Consider the following 11,911-nt stretch of genomic DNA (forward strand, 5'->3'; position numbering starts at 1 on the left):
AACTTTCGGCTGAGCCTGGCTCTTGGCCAAGTTCCCAGCCGCGCAAGCAGTTTGATCCGAAAAAAAGCTGGCAACTGAATGGGTCGCCTGACTGAATGGGTCGCCTGAGATTCGAACTCAGGACCAATCGGTTAAAAGCCGAGTGCTCTACCGCTGAGCTAGCGACCCGCCCTGATGGGCTGCCCTTGCGGACACCCTTGGAACGTATCACCCAGGGGGCACCTCCTCCAAGGGAGCATGGTCGGGTCATCAGGGGGCGCTGATCCCCCGGTTGCCCCCACGCCGCCATGTCCTCCGCACCCTGGCCCGAACCCAGCGTTCACCCCGAGGCCTGGGTGTCCCCCTCGGCGGTGGTGATCGGCGATGTGAGCCTCGGCGCCGGCGCAAGCCTCTGGCCGATGGCAGTCGCCCGGGGCGACCTCTGCAGCATCCGCATCGGGGCCAACAGCAACGTCCAGGACGGCGCCGTGCTGCACGGCGATCCCGGCCAGCCGGTGCTGATCGGCGAGGGGGTGACCATCGGCCATCGGGCCGTGGTCCATGGCGCCACCCTGGGTGACGGCTGCCTGATCGGCATCGGCGCCATCGTTCTCAATGGGGTGCGGGTCGGTGAGGGGGCTTTGGTGGCCGCTGGGGCGGTGGTGACCCGCGATGTGCCCCCTCGCACCCTGGTGGCGGGCATCCCGGCACAGGCCCGGCGCAGCCTGAGCGCAGAGGAGGCCGCCGAGCAGTTCCAGCACGCCCTGCGCTACAGCCAGCTGGCCGCCGTCCATGCCGGTCGCGCCGCCTGATTGCTGCGATTTGGATCAACAGCCCAGCTGCCCTTCGGGAGCGGCGGCTGCGGTCCGTAAGATCTGGATACCAAGACTCCCTGACGATGGACGCACGGCTGCTGCTGGTTACCGCCCCGATCCTGCTGGCCGTGGCCTGGGCTGTGTTCAACATCGGCCGTGCGGCTGTCGGTCAGCTGCAACTGATGCTCAAGCGTTCCCGCGCCTGATGGTGCTGGTGATCGGTGCCGGCCTCGCCGGCACTGAAGCGGCCTGGCAGATCGCCCAGGCGGGCCTGCCGGTGCGGCTGGTGGAGATGCGCCCCGTGCGGCGCTCCCCCGCCCACCACAGCGCCGAATTCGCTGAGCTGGTGTGCAGCAACAGCTTCGGTGCCCTCTCCAGTGATCGGGCCGCTGGATTGCTGCAGGAGGAATTGCGCCAGCTGGGTTCACTGGTGATCGGCACCGCCGACGGCCACGCCGTTCCAGCCGGTGGTGCACTGGCTGTGGATCGCGGTCGCTTCAGTGCCGATCTCACCCGCATCCTTGAAACCCATCCCCTGATCCAGGTGGAGCGTGCCGAGCAGTTGCAGCTGCCGGGGCCGGAAGAGATCACCGTGCTGGCCACCGGCCCGCTCACCAGCGATGACCTGGCCGAGGATCTGCGCCGTTTCACCGGCCGCGGCGACTGTCATTTCTTCGACGCCGCCAGCCCGATCGTGGCGGGCGAGAGCATCGATCTGGAGGTGGCCTTCCGCGCCAGCCGCTACGACAAGGGCGATGCCGACTACATCAACTGCCCGATGGACCGGGAGCAGTACGAGCGGTTCCGGCAGGCCCTGCTGGAGGCCGAGCAGGCCGAACTCAAGGATTTCGAGCAGGAGAGCGCCAGCTTCTTCGAGGGCTGCCTGCCGATCGAAGAGCTGGCCCGCCGTGGCGAGGAAACCATGCGCTACGGCCCGCTCAAACCGATCGGCCTCTGGGATCCACGCTGGGGCGACCTCCACGACCGCGAGCTGCGTCGCGCCAAGCGGGCCCATGCCGTGGTGCAGCTGCGTCAGGAAGACCGCGACGGTCGCCTCTGGAACCTGGTGGGCTTCCAGACCAACCTGAAGTGGGGCGAACAGAAACGGGTGCTGCGGCTGATTCCAGGCCTGGAAAACGCCGAGTTCGTGCGCTTCGGGGTGATGCACCGCAACACCTTCCTTGAATCTCCCCAGCTGCTGGATCCCACCCTGCAGTTCCGGCAGCGGCCCACCCTGCTGGCAGCCGGACAGATCACCGGCACCGAGGGCTATGCCGCTGCGGTGGCCGGCGGCTGGCTGGCGGGCACCAACGCCGCCCGCCTCGCCCATGGCCAGAGCCCGATCGCCCTGCCACCCACCACCATGATCGGCGCCCTCACCCATTTCATCGCCGAGGCCCCCAGCGCCAGGTTCCAGCCGATGCCCCCCAACTTCGGCCTGATGCCCGAGCTCAGCGTGCGGGTGCGCGAGAAGCGGGCCCGCTATGGCGCCTACCGCGACCGGGCCCTGGCTGATCTCAGGCCCTTCTGCACCCAATCTGAGCTGGAGTCACAACAGCAACGCCGATTGCAGATGGCCTGATATTGAGGCCTGTGGCTTTTCACTTAGGCTTTGATTTCGCCACCAAATCTCTATGATCAGCCTTCAATCCACTTTCGTAGTTGCACTCTCGGGCACGGCACTGCTCTCCCTGAGCATGGGGCAACTGGCCAAAGCCTGCACCGGGGGAGCACTGACGGCCGCTGACGGAAGCGTGGTTGTGGGGCGCACGCTCGAGTTCGGCAAACCGCTCGACTCCCAGATTGCCGTGTGGCCAGCCGGCAGCAAGTTCGTCGGATCCAGCAATCGCGGCCAGGGATTGAGCTATCGCTCACGCCACGGATTCGTGGGAGCAACAGTAGCTCAATACTCCGACATGATCCTCGATGGTCTCAACGAGAAGGGGCTGAATGTTGGCCTGTTTTATTTCCCTGGCTTTGCCCAGTACACAACTGATGCCAAAGCAAGGCCAGCCCGGACCCTGGCACCGGCCCAGCTGGGCACTTGGCTGCTGGCCAACTTCGCCACGGTGGAGGAGGTCAGAGCCGGTCTCAACAATGTCGATGTCACCGCCCAGGTGATCAGCTTGCTGGGTGAGGTCCCCGATGTGCATTTCAAGGTGCAGGATGCCAGCGGCAAGAGCATCGTGATCGAACCCCGCGAGGGTCGTCTGCTTGTGCACGACAATCCCTCTCGGGTCCTGACCAATTCCCCCACCTTCCCCTGGCACATCACCAATCTCACCAACTATCTGACGACCAGCAGCGCCTACCCGGCGCCACTGACACTCGGGGCACCCGGTGCGGGCCAGACCAAACTGACCCCCTTCGGTATGGGTGCCGGTGGCTTTGGACTGCCCGGTGATTTCAGCCCGCCTTCCCGCTTCGTTCGGATGGTGTTCCTCACTCACAATGCCAAGCAGACACCAAACTCCAGAGCAGCGGTGTCCAGCTTGTTTCACATCCTCAACAACTTCGACATCCCGCTGGGAGCAGCCCAACCACCTGCTGGCACTGCAGAATCGAATCCCGATTTCACCACCTGGACATCTGTTTCCAACCTCAGAGATCTCACCTTCAACTGGAAAACCTTTGGTGATCAGCAGGTCAAAACCCTGAGCCTGCGTCAGGCCCTCGATGCCGCCAATGGTCAGCTGAAGCTGCTGCCGATGGGACCCCAGCAGCCGGATGCCGTCAGTCCCACACTGGAGGTTCGCGTGAACTGAGGGCGGCGCTGAGCGGGCGGGCACCAACGCTGGGCCCGGTCCTAGGGTCGCGCCCAACGGCTTCAGGTGAACGGTGGAAAGTCTGGCCTGGGACGCCGTGGTGATCGGCTCCGGCATCGGCGGCCTGGTGACGGCCACCCAGTTGGCGGCCAAGGGCGCCCGGGTGCTGGTGCTGGAGCGCTATTTGATTCCGGGCGGCAGCGGCGGCAGCTTCGAGCGGCAGGGCTACACCTTCGATGTGGGTGCCTCGATGATCTTCGGCTTCGGCGAGAAGGGGCACACCAACCTGCTCACCCGCGCCCTGGCGGATGTGGGCGAACGCCAGGAGACCATCCCCGATCCGGCCCAGCTTGACTACCACCTGCCCGGTGGGCTGAACGTGGCGGTGGATCGCGACTACGACAGCTTCATCCAGCGGCTCTCGGCCCTGTTTCCCCACGAGGCCAGCGGCATCCGCCGCTTCTACGACGCCTGCTGGAGCGTGTTCCGCTGCCTCGATGCGATGCCGCTGCTCTCGCTGGAGGATCCGGCCTACCTGGCGAAGGTGTTCGTGCGGGCGCCGCTGGCCTGCCTTGGCCTCGCCCGCTGGCTGCCGGTGAATGTGGGCGATGTGGCCCGCCGGCACATCAAGGATCCGGCGCTGCTGAAGTTCATCGACGTGGAGTGCTTCTGCTGGTCGGTGATGCCGGCGGATCGCACGCCGATGATCAATGCCGGCATGGTCTTCTCCGACCGCCATGCCGGTGGGATCAACTACCCCCGCGGCGGTGTGGGCTCGATTGCCCGCCACCTGGTGCAGGGCCTTGAGCACCATGGCGGCGCGATCCGCTACCGCTCCCGCGTCACCCGCGTGCTGATCGAGGACGGCAAGGCCGTGGGGGTGGAGCTGGCGGGCGGTGAAACGATCCGGGCCCGGCGGGTGATCTCCAACGCCACCCGCTGGGACACCTTCGGGGGTCTGGTGAAGGAGGCCCAGGTGCCGGCCGCCGAGCACACCTGGCGGCGGCGCTACAAGGCTTCGCCCTCGTTCCTCTCCCTGCATCTTGGGGTGAAGGCTGAGGTGATTCCCGCCGGCAGCCACTGTCACCACCTCGTGCTGGAGGAGTGGAGCGCCATGGAGGCGGAACAGGGCACGATCTTCGTCTCGATCCCCACCCTGCTGGATCCGGCCCTGGCGCCGCAGGGAAAGCACATCGTCCATGCCTTCACCCCCTCCAGCCTGGAGGCCTGGCAGGGGCTCTCCCCTGGCGACTACCGCGCCGAGAAGCAAGCGGCAGCGGATCGGCTGATCCAGCGCCTGGAGGCGATCCTGCCGGGCCTGGGGGCCGCCATCAGCCATCGGGAGGTGGGCACCCCCCGCAGTCACCGCCGTTTCCTCGGCCGCCACCAAGGCAGCTACGGACCGGTGCCGGCCCTGCGCCTGCCGGGGCTGCTGCCGATGCCCTTCAACCGCAGCGGCATCCCCGGCCTCTATCTGGTGGGTGATTCCTGCTTCCCCGGCCAGGGGCTCAATGCAGTGGCCTTCAGCGGGTTCGCCTGCGCCCACCGCGTCGGCGCCGACCTGGGCCTCAACCCCTGGGCGCTGCCTGAGTGAGCGGCCATCACGGCCAGGCCAGGCTCGCGCCCATCGTTCCCGCTCCATAGGCTGAGCTCCCTTTTGATGGTTCTCTCCCCATGGGCTCCGCTCCCGCTCCCAACCACGAGGATCTCGCCCGCTACCTGGAGCAGAACGACGCCCTCACCAAGCCCTGGCTGATGCTGCAACTGCGCCTGAGTCGGCTCAAAGAGGAGAAGGATTCCATGGGTGCCGACGAATACCTGCGCCGGGTGCAGGATGCCCACAGCGATCTGATGCGGCTGGGCAGCTTCTGGCGCGGCCGTGAAGCCGAACTGTTCGGCCACAGCTGAGCGCCATGGCCTCGAACCCACCAGGAGCCCCACCGGATCAGCCCCAGACCTACCCGGTGGCTCCGCTGATTCGCTTCACCCTGCTGGGGTTGTATCTGGCCCTGGTGTTGCCCCTGCCGCTGCTGGCCACCCCCAGCCTGAGGCCCTGGCTCACGGCCGCCCTGCCGCTGGGACTGGTGCTGGTGGCCGCCCTGCTCAGCGAGCGGGTGAGGCTGGATCAGGAGGGCATCACGGTGGGCCATCCCCGCTGGTGCGCCTGGCTGCTGCGCCGGGGCTGGCAGCTGCCCTGGCAGCAGCTGGAGGATGTCACCAGCGTCGGCACCAGCCAGGGTGGACGGGTCTATTACCTGCGGGCCCAGGATGGCCGCCGGCTGCTATTGCCCCAGCGGGTGGCCCGCTTCCCAGCCTTCCTGCTGCAGGTGCAACGCACCAGTGGCCTCGACCTCTCAGCTGTGGGCCGCATCTCACCCCCCTGGACCTACTGGGCCCTGGCGGGTCTTACTGGGGCCATGCTGCTGGGGGAACTGGCGGCTCAGTTGCTACTGGCGGCCTGAGACCGCACGCTGCCGGCCGGACTGAGCGAAGGCTCAGGCGCTTCAGGGAGGGTTTCAAGGCTGAAGCGATAGCCCTGCTGGCGCACGGTTTCGATGCCGCCACCTTCGCCAAGGCCGGCCAGCTCCAGCTTGCGGCGCAGGGTGAGCACCTGGGTGTCAACGGAGCGGGGACCGCCACTGAAGGGGGGCCAGGCCATGCGCAGCAGCTCCTGACGGCTGCGGACCATGCCCGGCGGCATCAGCAGGGCACAGAGCAGGGCAAATTCCCGCGGACTCAGCTCCACCGGTTGATCGCGCAGGGTGACCTGACGCAGCAGCAGATGCACCTCCAGCGGTCCAACGCAGACCCGCTCCTGCAGGCCGGTGCCACTGCGGCGCAACAGGCTGCGGCAGCGGGCCGCCAGCTCCTCGAGGCCGAAGGGTTTGCGCAGCACGTCGTCGGCACCGGCATCCAGCAGGGTCACCACCGGATCCGCGCCGCTGCGGGCCGTGAGCACCATCACCGGCGAGCGCAGATGGGCCGCCAGGCGCAGGGCTGAACTCTCTTCGAGCAGTTCAGCGCTCACCAGCAGATCGGGAGTCTGGTCGTCGCAGAGCTGCAGGGCTTCGGCCGCCGTGGCCACAGCCGCCGCCAGATAGCCATCCTGACGCAGCCGCTGGGCCAGCACCGTGCGCAAGGTGGGATGGGGATCAACCACCAGCACCCGCTTCAACATCGCAGCACCACCGGAACGGGGTTCCAGCGTCAGCTTGACGGGCGTGGGATCTCTGGAATCAGGCGTTGGTGTGAGCTCCACACGCGGCCACGGGTGAGTCCCTAGGCTACCCGATACACCCCGGGAGCAGTCGGTATCCATCGATGCCACCCCCGTCCAGACAGCCTGTGCCCCAATGACCGCGCTGCAGAATCCCGACTCCATTCGTCACTTTCAGTCGCTCTGTGACGCCTGCCAGGATCTGGCCAGCCGTTACCACAGCCCCTCCGAACTCAGGCTCTACGCGGATGGCTATCTGCATGCCCTGCGCCGCGGTTCAGTGCTGCAACCGCTGGATCAGCGCCGCCTCGAAGACCTGATCGAGCGCTGGATCATGGATCCCTCCAGCTTCATCGGCCCCGACGGCAACATCAGCACCCTGTTTGAAGCCAGTCGCCATTGAAGGCCCACCGATCGATGGGCCCCGGAAGGCGATGGAACTGCCGCTTGCTGGGATCTTCAGCTGGCCAGAGCCACCGAAAGCGTTTCGCGCAGCTCTCCGGAGTTGTACATCTCGATCAGGATATCTGAGCCACCGATGAACTCACCGTTCACATACACCTGGGGGATGGTGGGCCATTCCGAATACTCTTTGATGCCCTGACGCACTTCAGGATCAGAGAGCACATCGAAGGTTTCAAATGGCAGGCCCAGGGAGTTGAGGATCTGAACCACATTGTTGGAGAACCCGCACTGGGGCATCAGCTTCGAGCCCTTCATGAACACCACGATCGGGCTGCTGCTCAGGAGGCTGTCGATGCGTTGCTTGACGGCGCTGTCCATGGATGCCAGGGGTGAAAAAGTTGGAAGAATGAGGGGGGCGGATCAGCCCACGCTTAAGGGTGTGGTGGTCTGCAGGGCGAGGGCATGGATGGCCTCGCTGGCCAGCTCCCGGCGCAGGGCGGCATACACCAGCTGGTGCTGCTTGATCCTCGAGAGACCGGCGAAGGCGGTAGAGACCACTTTCACCTGAAGGTGATCGCCACCACCGGTGAGATCCTCCACCTCCACCTCGGCATCGGGGAGGCTGGCGCAGATCGCTTCTTTCACCTGCTCCGATTGCACCATGACCAGGAATCCATCCGCACAAACGCGAATCTAGAAGCCAGAGCGCTGGCCTGCCTTACGGGGTGGCCGGGACGTCACCGCCGCCGGTGTAGGGGATGGTGACGAAGCCCAGTTCCACCAGGGTCTGATAGGCGCGGCGCCCCTCCTCACGGGTGGGGGTCATCACCTTCACCACTTCCACCAACAGGGGCACAGCCACCTCCGGCTGGTTCTGGCGACGCAGCAGGGCCGCCAGGCGCAGGTTCGACTGGGCGAGCAGCTCCAGCGACTCCCGGCCCTTCTGGTCCATCTCGCGGGGGATGCGCGCATCGAGGCCCCGGAAGGAGCCGCTCAGGTCGCGGTAGAAACCCAGCAGACGCAGGCTGGCATCTCGGGCCTGGTCGTAGTCCTTGCGGGCAGAGGCCAGATCACCCCGGGCCACGGCCGCATCCCCGCGGCTGAGCAGATCCTTGACGGCCTGGAGGTTGAAGGTGCCCGTGGGACCCTCGAGCACCTTCGGGGGCTCACCCTGGGCCTGGACGGGAAGGGCCGGGGCGAGGGGGAGCAGAGCTGCCGCCAGGACAAGCCCGAGGGCAACGTGGGGCCTGCGCACGGAGTCAACACCGAATGTCGGTGGGACTCTACGGGGAACCGAAGGGACGGCCCACGGCAACGCGGGCCGCTTCCTCAGCTGATTGCATCGCCAGTGCCAGCCGCTCATTGAGGGCGCGAACCGCGGCGCGACCGCCTTCTCCTCCCACCCTCAAGGCAGGAGCAAAAGCCAGCGCGGCCCGGCCCCGGCAGCGCGGGGGGGCATGGCTGTAGCCGAGTCCCACCGGAACGACCCGCACGTCCACCCCCTGGCTGGCGGCCAGCACCGCCAGCCGCCCCAGGCCCTGGTGCAGGCGGATCGCTTCGTCCTGGCGGCGGATCTGACCTTCGGGAAACACGACCAACTGCTGCGAGGCGGCCAGCAGATCAACGGCGTAGCGCAGGGAGCTGGTGCCCGGCCGGCCCTGATCAATCGGGAAGCAGCCCAGGCGATCAAGGAACCAGCCCTGCAGTCCCCTCATCTCCGTGACGGTCACCATGAAGCGGCAATCGCGGCCACTGACCCGGCGGCCGGCGGCATGGGGCAGCAGCAGCGCATCCCAGCGAGCCCGATGGGTGGGGGCCAGCAGCACCGGACCCTCCAGGGGCAGGTGCTCGGATCCCAGCACCTCAATCGAGCTGAAGAATCCCTGCAGGGCGATGTCCTGGGTCACCAGCATCGCCAGCGGCGACAGCAACGGACTGATGCCCCGGCAGACGCTGCTCTCCCGGGCCACCAGGCTGGAGCCGCGCTTCGGATCAGGGCGCCTGGGCTCGGTCTTCGCTGGTCCCTCGATCACTTCCGTCGTCTCGGCCGTCACCTGAAGCCGCTGTCACCAATCGCTGCAAGTTAGAGGGCGCCGCCCTGCTTCGTTTCGGGCCACGGGCAGTTGCCTCTGCGGTCGAGCCAGCCCCCGCCGGGGCCCCTGAAGCCTCAGGACCGATCCATAGGATTAAAGACTCATCAAGCCCCAGAGCGAGCCATGGCCAGCCTTGGCGTGAACATCGATCACATCGCCAACGTGCGTCAGGCTCGCCGGGCCCTGGAACCGGATCCAGTCACCCTGGCCCTGCTGGCGGAGCTGGGCGGCGCCGATGGCATCACCGTGCACCTGCGCGAAGACCGGCGCCACATCCAGGAGCGCGACGTGGAGTTGCTGCGAGCCACGGTGCGCAGCCGCCTCAACCTGGAGATGGCCGCCACCCCTGAAATGGAGGCCATCGCCCTGCGGATTCGCCCGGACATGGTGACCCTGGTGCCGGAACAGCGTCAGGAGGTGACCACCGAAGGCGGCCTGGATGTGGTGAGCCAGCTCGGCAGCCTCCAGGCCCTGGTGAGCCGCCTGCAGGCTTCAGCCATTCCCGTGAGCCTGTTTGTGGATCCCGACGGCCATCAGCTGGAGGCCTGCCAGGCCAGCGGCGCCCGCTGGGTGGAGCTGCACACCGGCGCCTACGCCGAGGCCGCCTGGGCTGAGCAGCCGCGACAACTGGCGCGGCTGGAAGAGGGCAGTTTCGTGGCCCGCTCCCTGGGCCTGCGGGTCAACGCCGGCCATGGGCTCACGTATCAGAACGTGGAGCCGATCGCCGCGATCGAGGGCATGGAGGAGCTGAACATCGGCCACACGATCGTGGCTCGGGCCCTGGCAGTGGGGTTGCAGAGCGCCGTCAGGGAGATGCGCGCTCTGATTCAGAATCCCCGTCGCGACCCCCTGTTCAGCGGCAGCACCCCATGAGCGCCTCCCCAGCCACCACCTATCACTTCATCGCCGCCAGTGAGCAATTCCTGACGGTGGAGGAACCCCTGGAGGAGGTGCTGCGCGAGCGGGTGCGCAACTACGGCGAAGTGGGCAAGGAGATTGATTTCTGGCTGCTCAAGCGGCCCGCCTTCCTGAGTGCACCCGAGCTCTCAGCGCTGGCCACCACCGTGCCTAGCCCTGCGGCGGCCGTGGTTTCCACCGACCCCAAGTTCATCGAATTTCTCAAGCTACGACTGGAATTCGTGGCCAAGGGCAGCTTCCAGGCCCCCAGCTCCAGCATTGAAGATCCCCTGGCCCAACAGGCGATCTGAGCGGCCTCAGGCCAGCTGCTTCTGCTTGTTGATCACCCAGCCATCCAGCAGCTGGATCTGCATCGGATTGAGAGCGGCATCGGCGAGAAGCCGCTCCCTCAGACGCGCAAGATCGTCGGGATGCAGCTCTCCATTTTTTTGCCAGTGGAGATCCGTGGTCATCAAGGTGTTGAGCTGCTGACGTGCTGATCAATCCATCGTGTCAGCTCACCCCCACACAAACCGGACTCAAATCCGATGATTTCCTTGAGCTCTTGAAATCCTGAAGTGATCAGCTCAAACCGGGAGCCACACCCGCTCAGAACAGGCCAAGGAAGCGGCGACGGGGTTCCGGCTCAGCCCCACCGGTTTTGGGGGCACGGCCCTGGCCCCCGTCCTGCTGGTAGCGGGGAAGGTTGTCGCCGATGGTGAGCAGCGCCTCTTTGTTCTTCCACCAGATCCAGTCTCGGATCGGCGGGGTCCTGAGCAGATCCTGGCGGCTGAGCCCCAGGCCCAGCTTGCGGGAGGCGTCCACCAGCACCTCAATCATCTCGTCACCGTCTCGGCAGCGAGCCAGGGCCTCGTTGGTGCGTTTCGCTCCGTTCAGAGCCTTCACCAGAGCCTGCACTTTCTGGGACACCGGCAGAGAAGCAGGATTCATCGGACCCCAGCGGCATGGTCTGGACCGTACCAGTTGCTGACAGAAGTTGGGATCAGAGGTCACACTGGAGGGAGCGCACTTCAACTCCGGCGCATCCCTTGCATGGCGTCTCCACCGCAGTCCCCCCGTCACTGGGTGATCGGTGACGTCCATGGCTGCGCCACCGCTCTTCAGGATCTGATCAGCCGATTGCCCCCCAGCGACCGCCTGATCTTCTGCGGCGATCTGATCAACCGAGGCCCGCAGATCGAGCGCTCGATGATCCTGGCCTGGGATCTGGTGGCACAGGGGCGAGCCAGCTGGTTACGGGGCAACCACGAGCAGAACCTGCTCAAGGCCCTCAGCAAGCAACGCGGCTCCAGCCACCAGGCCCTGGCGGGTTGCGACACCTACCGGCAGCTGGGCAGTCGTCAGTGCCGCCTCTGGCGGGAGCGGCTGGAGAGCCTTCCCCTGGCCCACTGGGGCCAGGGCTGGGTGGCCACCCATGCCGGCTTCGATCCCGGCACCTGGCTGCCCCACCTCTCGATCCGCCAGCCCTTCTGGAAGAAGTACGACGGCAGATTCGGAGACGTGATCATCGGCCACACCCCCGTGGTCCGGGTGGAGCGCAGTGCCAACGGCATCGTCAAGATCGACACCGGTGCCTGCTACGGCGGTCGGCTCAGTGCCTACTGCCCTGAAACCGGCGAGGGGATCAGCGTGCCGGGCCTGCGCAGCATCGGCTCCCAGCTGCCGGCCCCGGGGCGCCGCCGCACTGTCCAATCGGCGGCCGGCTCCCCCTGACGACGA

The 11,911-nt window shown here is 66.5% G+C and carries 18 protein-coding genes and 1 tRNA gene; 11 read left to right on the forward strand and 8 right to left on the reverse strand.

Annotation, left to right across the window (positions count from 1 at the left end; genetic code table 11):
• Positions 1-96: 96 nt before the first annotated feature.
• Positions 97-168 (reverse strand) — tRNA-Lys (locus tag KQ304_RS11175).
• A gap of 119 nt (positions 169-287) precedes the next feature.
• Here KQ304_RS11175 and KQ304_RS11180 point away from each other — a divergent pair.
• The 7 genes from KQ304_RS11180 to KQ304_RS11210 all read left to right on the forward strand — a co-directional run bounded on the left by KQ304_RS11180 (position 288) and on the right by KQ304_RS11210 (position 6,021).
• Positions 288-791, forward strand: coding sequence for a gamma carbonic anhydrase family protein (locus KQ304_RS11180; protein ID WP_259737160.1), 504 nt, complete (start codon positions 288-290; stop codon positions 789-791).
• An 86-nt stretch (positions 792-877) separates the two neighbouring features.
• Positions 878-1,000 (forward strand): photosystem II protein Y, encoded by a 123-nt coding sequence (locus KQ304_RS11185; RefSeq protein WP_094555684.1) that lies wholly within the window; start codon positions 878-880, stop codon positions 998-1,000.
• Positions 1,000-2,376: an FADH(2)-oxidizing methylenetetrahydrofolate--tRNA-(uracil(54)-C(5))-methyltransferase TrmFO gene (gene trmFO / locus KQ304_RS11190; protein ID WP_259737161.1), complete on the forward strand. Its 1,377-nt coding sequence runs from the start codon at positions 1,000-1,002 to the stop codon at positions 2,374-2,376. Before KQ304_RS11185 ends, trmFO begins: the two co-directional genes overlap by 1 nt.
• 115 nt (positions 2,377-2,491) lie before the next feature.
• On the forward strand, positions 2,492-3,559 hold the full coding sequence (locus tag KQ304_RS11195; RefSeq protein WP_259737162.1) for a choloylglycine hydrolase family protein: 1,068 nt from the start codon (positions 2,492-2,494) through the stop codon (positions 3,557-3,559).
• A 73-nt stretch (positions 3,560-3,632) separates the two neighbouring features.
• Complete coding sequence (crtH, locus tag KQ304_RS11200; RefSeq protein ID WP_259737163.1) at positions 3,633-5,153, forward strand: carotenoid isomerase; 1,521 nt, start codon at positions 3,633-3,635, stop codon at positions 5,151-5,153.
• A gap of 80 nt (positions 5,154-5,233) precedes the next feature.
• Positions 5,234-5,467 carry a hypothetical protein gene (locus tag KQ304_RS11205; protein WP_259737164.1) on the forward strand — a complete coding sequence of 78 codons (234 nt, stop codon included), beginning with the start codon at positions 5,234-5,236 and terminating at the stop codon, positions 5,465-5,467.
• Between the two features lie 5 nt (positions 5,468-5,472).
• Positions 5,473-6,021 (forward strand): hypothetical protein, encoded by a 549-nt coding sequence (locus KQ304_RS11210; protein WP_259737165.1) that lies wholly within the window; start codon positions 5,473-5,475, stop codon positions 6,019-6,021.
• On the opposite strand, the gene KQ304_RS11215 is transcribed toward KQ304_RS11210, so the two are convergent.
• Positions 6,000-6,737: a response regulator transcription factor gene (locus KQ304_RS11215; protein WP_259737209.1), complete on the reverse strand. Its 738-nt coding sequence runs from the start codon at positions 6,735-6,737 to the stop codon at positions 6,000-6,002. The two genes, KQ304_RS11210 and KQ304_RS11215, sit on opposite strands and share 22 nt — an antisense overlap.
• A 175-nt stretch (positions 6,738-6,912) precedes the next feature.
• Between KQ304_RS11215 and KQ304_RS11220 the strand changes: the two genes are divergently transcribed.
• Entirely contained in the window at positions 6,913-7,179 is a 267-nt protein-coding gene (locus tag KQ304_RS11220; protein ID WP_259737166.1) for a DUF6761 family protein, read from the forward strand.
• Between the two features lie 56 nt (positions 7,180-7,235).
• Here KQ304_RS11220 and grxD read toward each other — a convergent pair whose 3' ends face one another.
• The 4 genes from grxD to KQ304_RS11240 are packed head-to-tail and all read right to left on the reverse strand — an operon-like array spanning position 7,236 to position 9,235.
• Positions 7,236-7,559 (reverse strand): Grx4 family monothiol glutaredoxin, encoded by a 324-nt coding sequence (grxD, locus tag KQ304_RS11225; RefSeq protein WP_259737167.1) that lies wholly within the window; start codon positions 7,557-7,559, stop codon positions 7,236-7,238.
• Positions 7,560-7,601: 42 nt separating this feature from the next.
• A complete protein-coding gene (locus KQ304_RS11230; RefSeq protein WP_259737168.1) occupies positions 7,602-7,844 on the reverse strand; it encodes a BolA family protein in 243 nt (80 codons plus the stop codon).
• Between the two features lie 55 nt (positions 7,845-7,899).
• A complete protein-coding gene (locus KQ304_RS11235) occupies positions 7,900-8,436 on the reverse strand; it encodes a hypothetical protein (RefSeq protein ID WP_259737169.1) in 537 nt (178 codons plus the stop codon).
• 28 nt (positions 8,437-8,464) lie between these two features.
• Complete coding sequence (locus tag KQ304_RS11240) at positions 8,465-9,235, reverse strand: 1-acyl-sn-glycerol-3-phosphate acyltransferase (protein WP_259737170.1); 771 nt, start codon at positions 9,233-9,235, stop codon at positions 8,465-8,467.
• Positions 9,236-9,397: 162 nt separating this feature from the next.
• Here KQ304_RS11240 and KQ304_RS11245 point away from each other — a divergent pair, with 162 nt between their 5' ends.
• Both KQ304_RS11245 and KQ304_RS11250 read left to right on the forward strand, forming a co-directional pair.
• A complete protein-coding gene (locus tag KQ304_RS11245; protein ID WP_259737171.1) occupies positions 9,398-10,147 on the forward strand; it encodes a pyridoxine 5'-phosphate synthase in 750 nt (249 codons plus the stop codon).
• Positions 10,144-10,482: an MgPME-cyclase complex family protein gene (locus KQ304_RS11250; RefSeq protein ID WP_259737172.1), complete on the forward strand. Its 339-nt coding sequence runs from the start codon at positions 10,144-10,146 to the stop codon at positions 10,480-10,482. Before KQ304_RS11245 ends, KQ304_RS11250 begins: the two co-directional genes overlap by 4 nt.
• A gap of 6 nt (positions 10,483-10,488) precedes the next feature.
• On the opposite strand, the gene KQ304_RS11255 is transcribed toward KQ304_RS11250, so the two are convergent.
• Together KQ304_RS11255 and KQ304_RS11260 are read right to left on the reverse strand one after the other, a co-directional pair.
• Positions 10,489-10,644 carry a hypothetical protein gene (locus tag KQ304_RS11255; protein ID WP_259737173.1) on the reverse strand — a complete coding sequence of 52 codons (156 nt, stop codon included), beginning with the start codon at positions 10,642-10,644 and terminating at the stop codon, positions 10,489-10,491.
• 136 nt (positions 10,645-10,780) lie between these two features.
• A complete protein-coding gene (locus KQ304_RS11260; RefSeq protein ID WP_259737174.1) occupies positions 10,781-11,122 on the reverse strand; it encodes a hypothetical protein in 342 nt (113 codons plus the stop codon).
• A gap of 102 nt (positions 11,123-11,224) precedes the next feature.
• On the opposite strand from KQ304_RS11260, the gene KQ304_RS11265 reads away from it, so the two are divergent.
• Complete coding sequence (locus KQ304_RS11265) at positions 11,225-11,905, forward strand: metallophosphoesterase (protein WP_259737175.1); 681 nt, start codon at positions 11,225-11,227, stop codon at positions 11,903-11,905.
• The last annotated feature ends 6 nt before the right edge of the window (positions 11,906-11,911 follow it).

Origin of the sequence: Synechococcus sp. CS-1329 (assembly GCF_025128055.1) — a bacterium.
Lineage (GTDB): Bacteria > Cyanobacteriota > Cyanobacteriia > PCC-6307 > Cyanobiaceae > Regnicoccus_A.

Excerpts from the sequence above, each read along its gene's own strand:
- KQ304_RS11180 (WP_259737160.1), top strand. The coding sequence starts at position 288 with ATGTCCTCCGCACCCTGGCCCGAACCCAGCGTTCACCCCGAGGCCTGG.
- KQ304_RS11185 (WP_094555684.1), top strand. The coding sequence starts at position 878 with ATGGACGCACGGCTGCTGCTGGTTACCGCCCCGATCCTGCTGGCCGTG.
- trmFO (WP_259737161.1), top strand. The coding sequence starts at position 1,000 with ATGGTGCTGGTGATCGGTGCCGGCCTCGCCGGCACTGAAGCGGCCTGG.
- KQ304_RS11195 (WP_259737162.1), top strand. The coding sequence starts at position 2,492 with ATGGGGCAACTGGCCAAAGCCTGCACCGGGGGAGCACTGACGGCCGCT.
- KQ304_RS11205 (WP_259737164.1), top strand. The coding sequence starts at position 5,234 with ATGGGCTCCGCTCCCGCTCCCAACCACGAGGATCTCGCCCGCTACCTG.
- KQ304_RS11210 (WP_259737165.1), top strand. The coding sequence starts at position 5,473 with ATGGCCTCGAACCCACCAGGAGCCCCACCGGATCAGCCCCAGACCTAC.
- KQ304_RS11215 (WP_259737209.1), bottom strand. The coding sequence starts at position 6,737 with ATGTTGAAGCGGGTGCTGGTGGTTGATCCCCATCCCACCTTGCGCACG.
- KQ304_RS11220 (WP_259737166.1), top strand. The coding sequence starts at position 6,913 with ATGACCGCGCTGCAGAATCCCGACTCCATTCGTCACTTTCAGTCGCTC.
- grxD (WP_259737167.1), bottom strand. The coding sequence starts at position 7,559 with ATGGACAGCGCCGTCAAGCAACGCATCGACAGCCTCCTGAGCAGCAGC.
- KQ304_RS11230 (WP_259737168.1), bottom strand. The coding sequence starts at position 7,844 with ATGGTGCAATCGGAGCAGGTGAAAGAAGCGATCTGCGCCAGCCTCCCC.
- KQ304_RS11245 (WP_259737171.1), top strand. The coding sequence starts at position 9,398 with ATGGCCAGCCTTGGCGTGAACATCGATCACATCGCCAACGTGCGTCAG.
- KQ304_RS11250 (WP_259737172.1), top strand. The coding sequence starts at position 10,144 with ATGAGCGCCTCCCCAGCCACCACCTATCACTTCATCGCCGCCAGTGAG.
- KQ304_RS11255 (WP_259737173.1), bottom strand. The coding sequence starts at position 10,644 with ATGACCACGGATCTCCACTGGCAAAAAAATGGAGAGCTGCATCCCGAC.
- KQ304_RS11260 (WP_259737174.1), bottom strand. The coding sequence starts at position 11,122 with ATGAATCCTGCTTCTCTGCCGGTGTCCCAGAAAGTGCAGGCTCTGGTG.
- KQ304_RS11265 (WP_259737175.1), top strand. The coding sequence starts at position 11,225 with ATGGCGTCTCCACCGCAGTCCCCCCGTCACTGGGTGATCGGTGACGTC.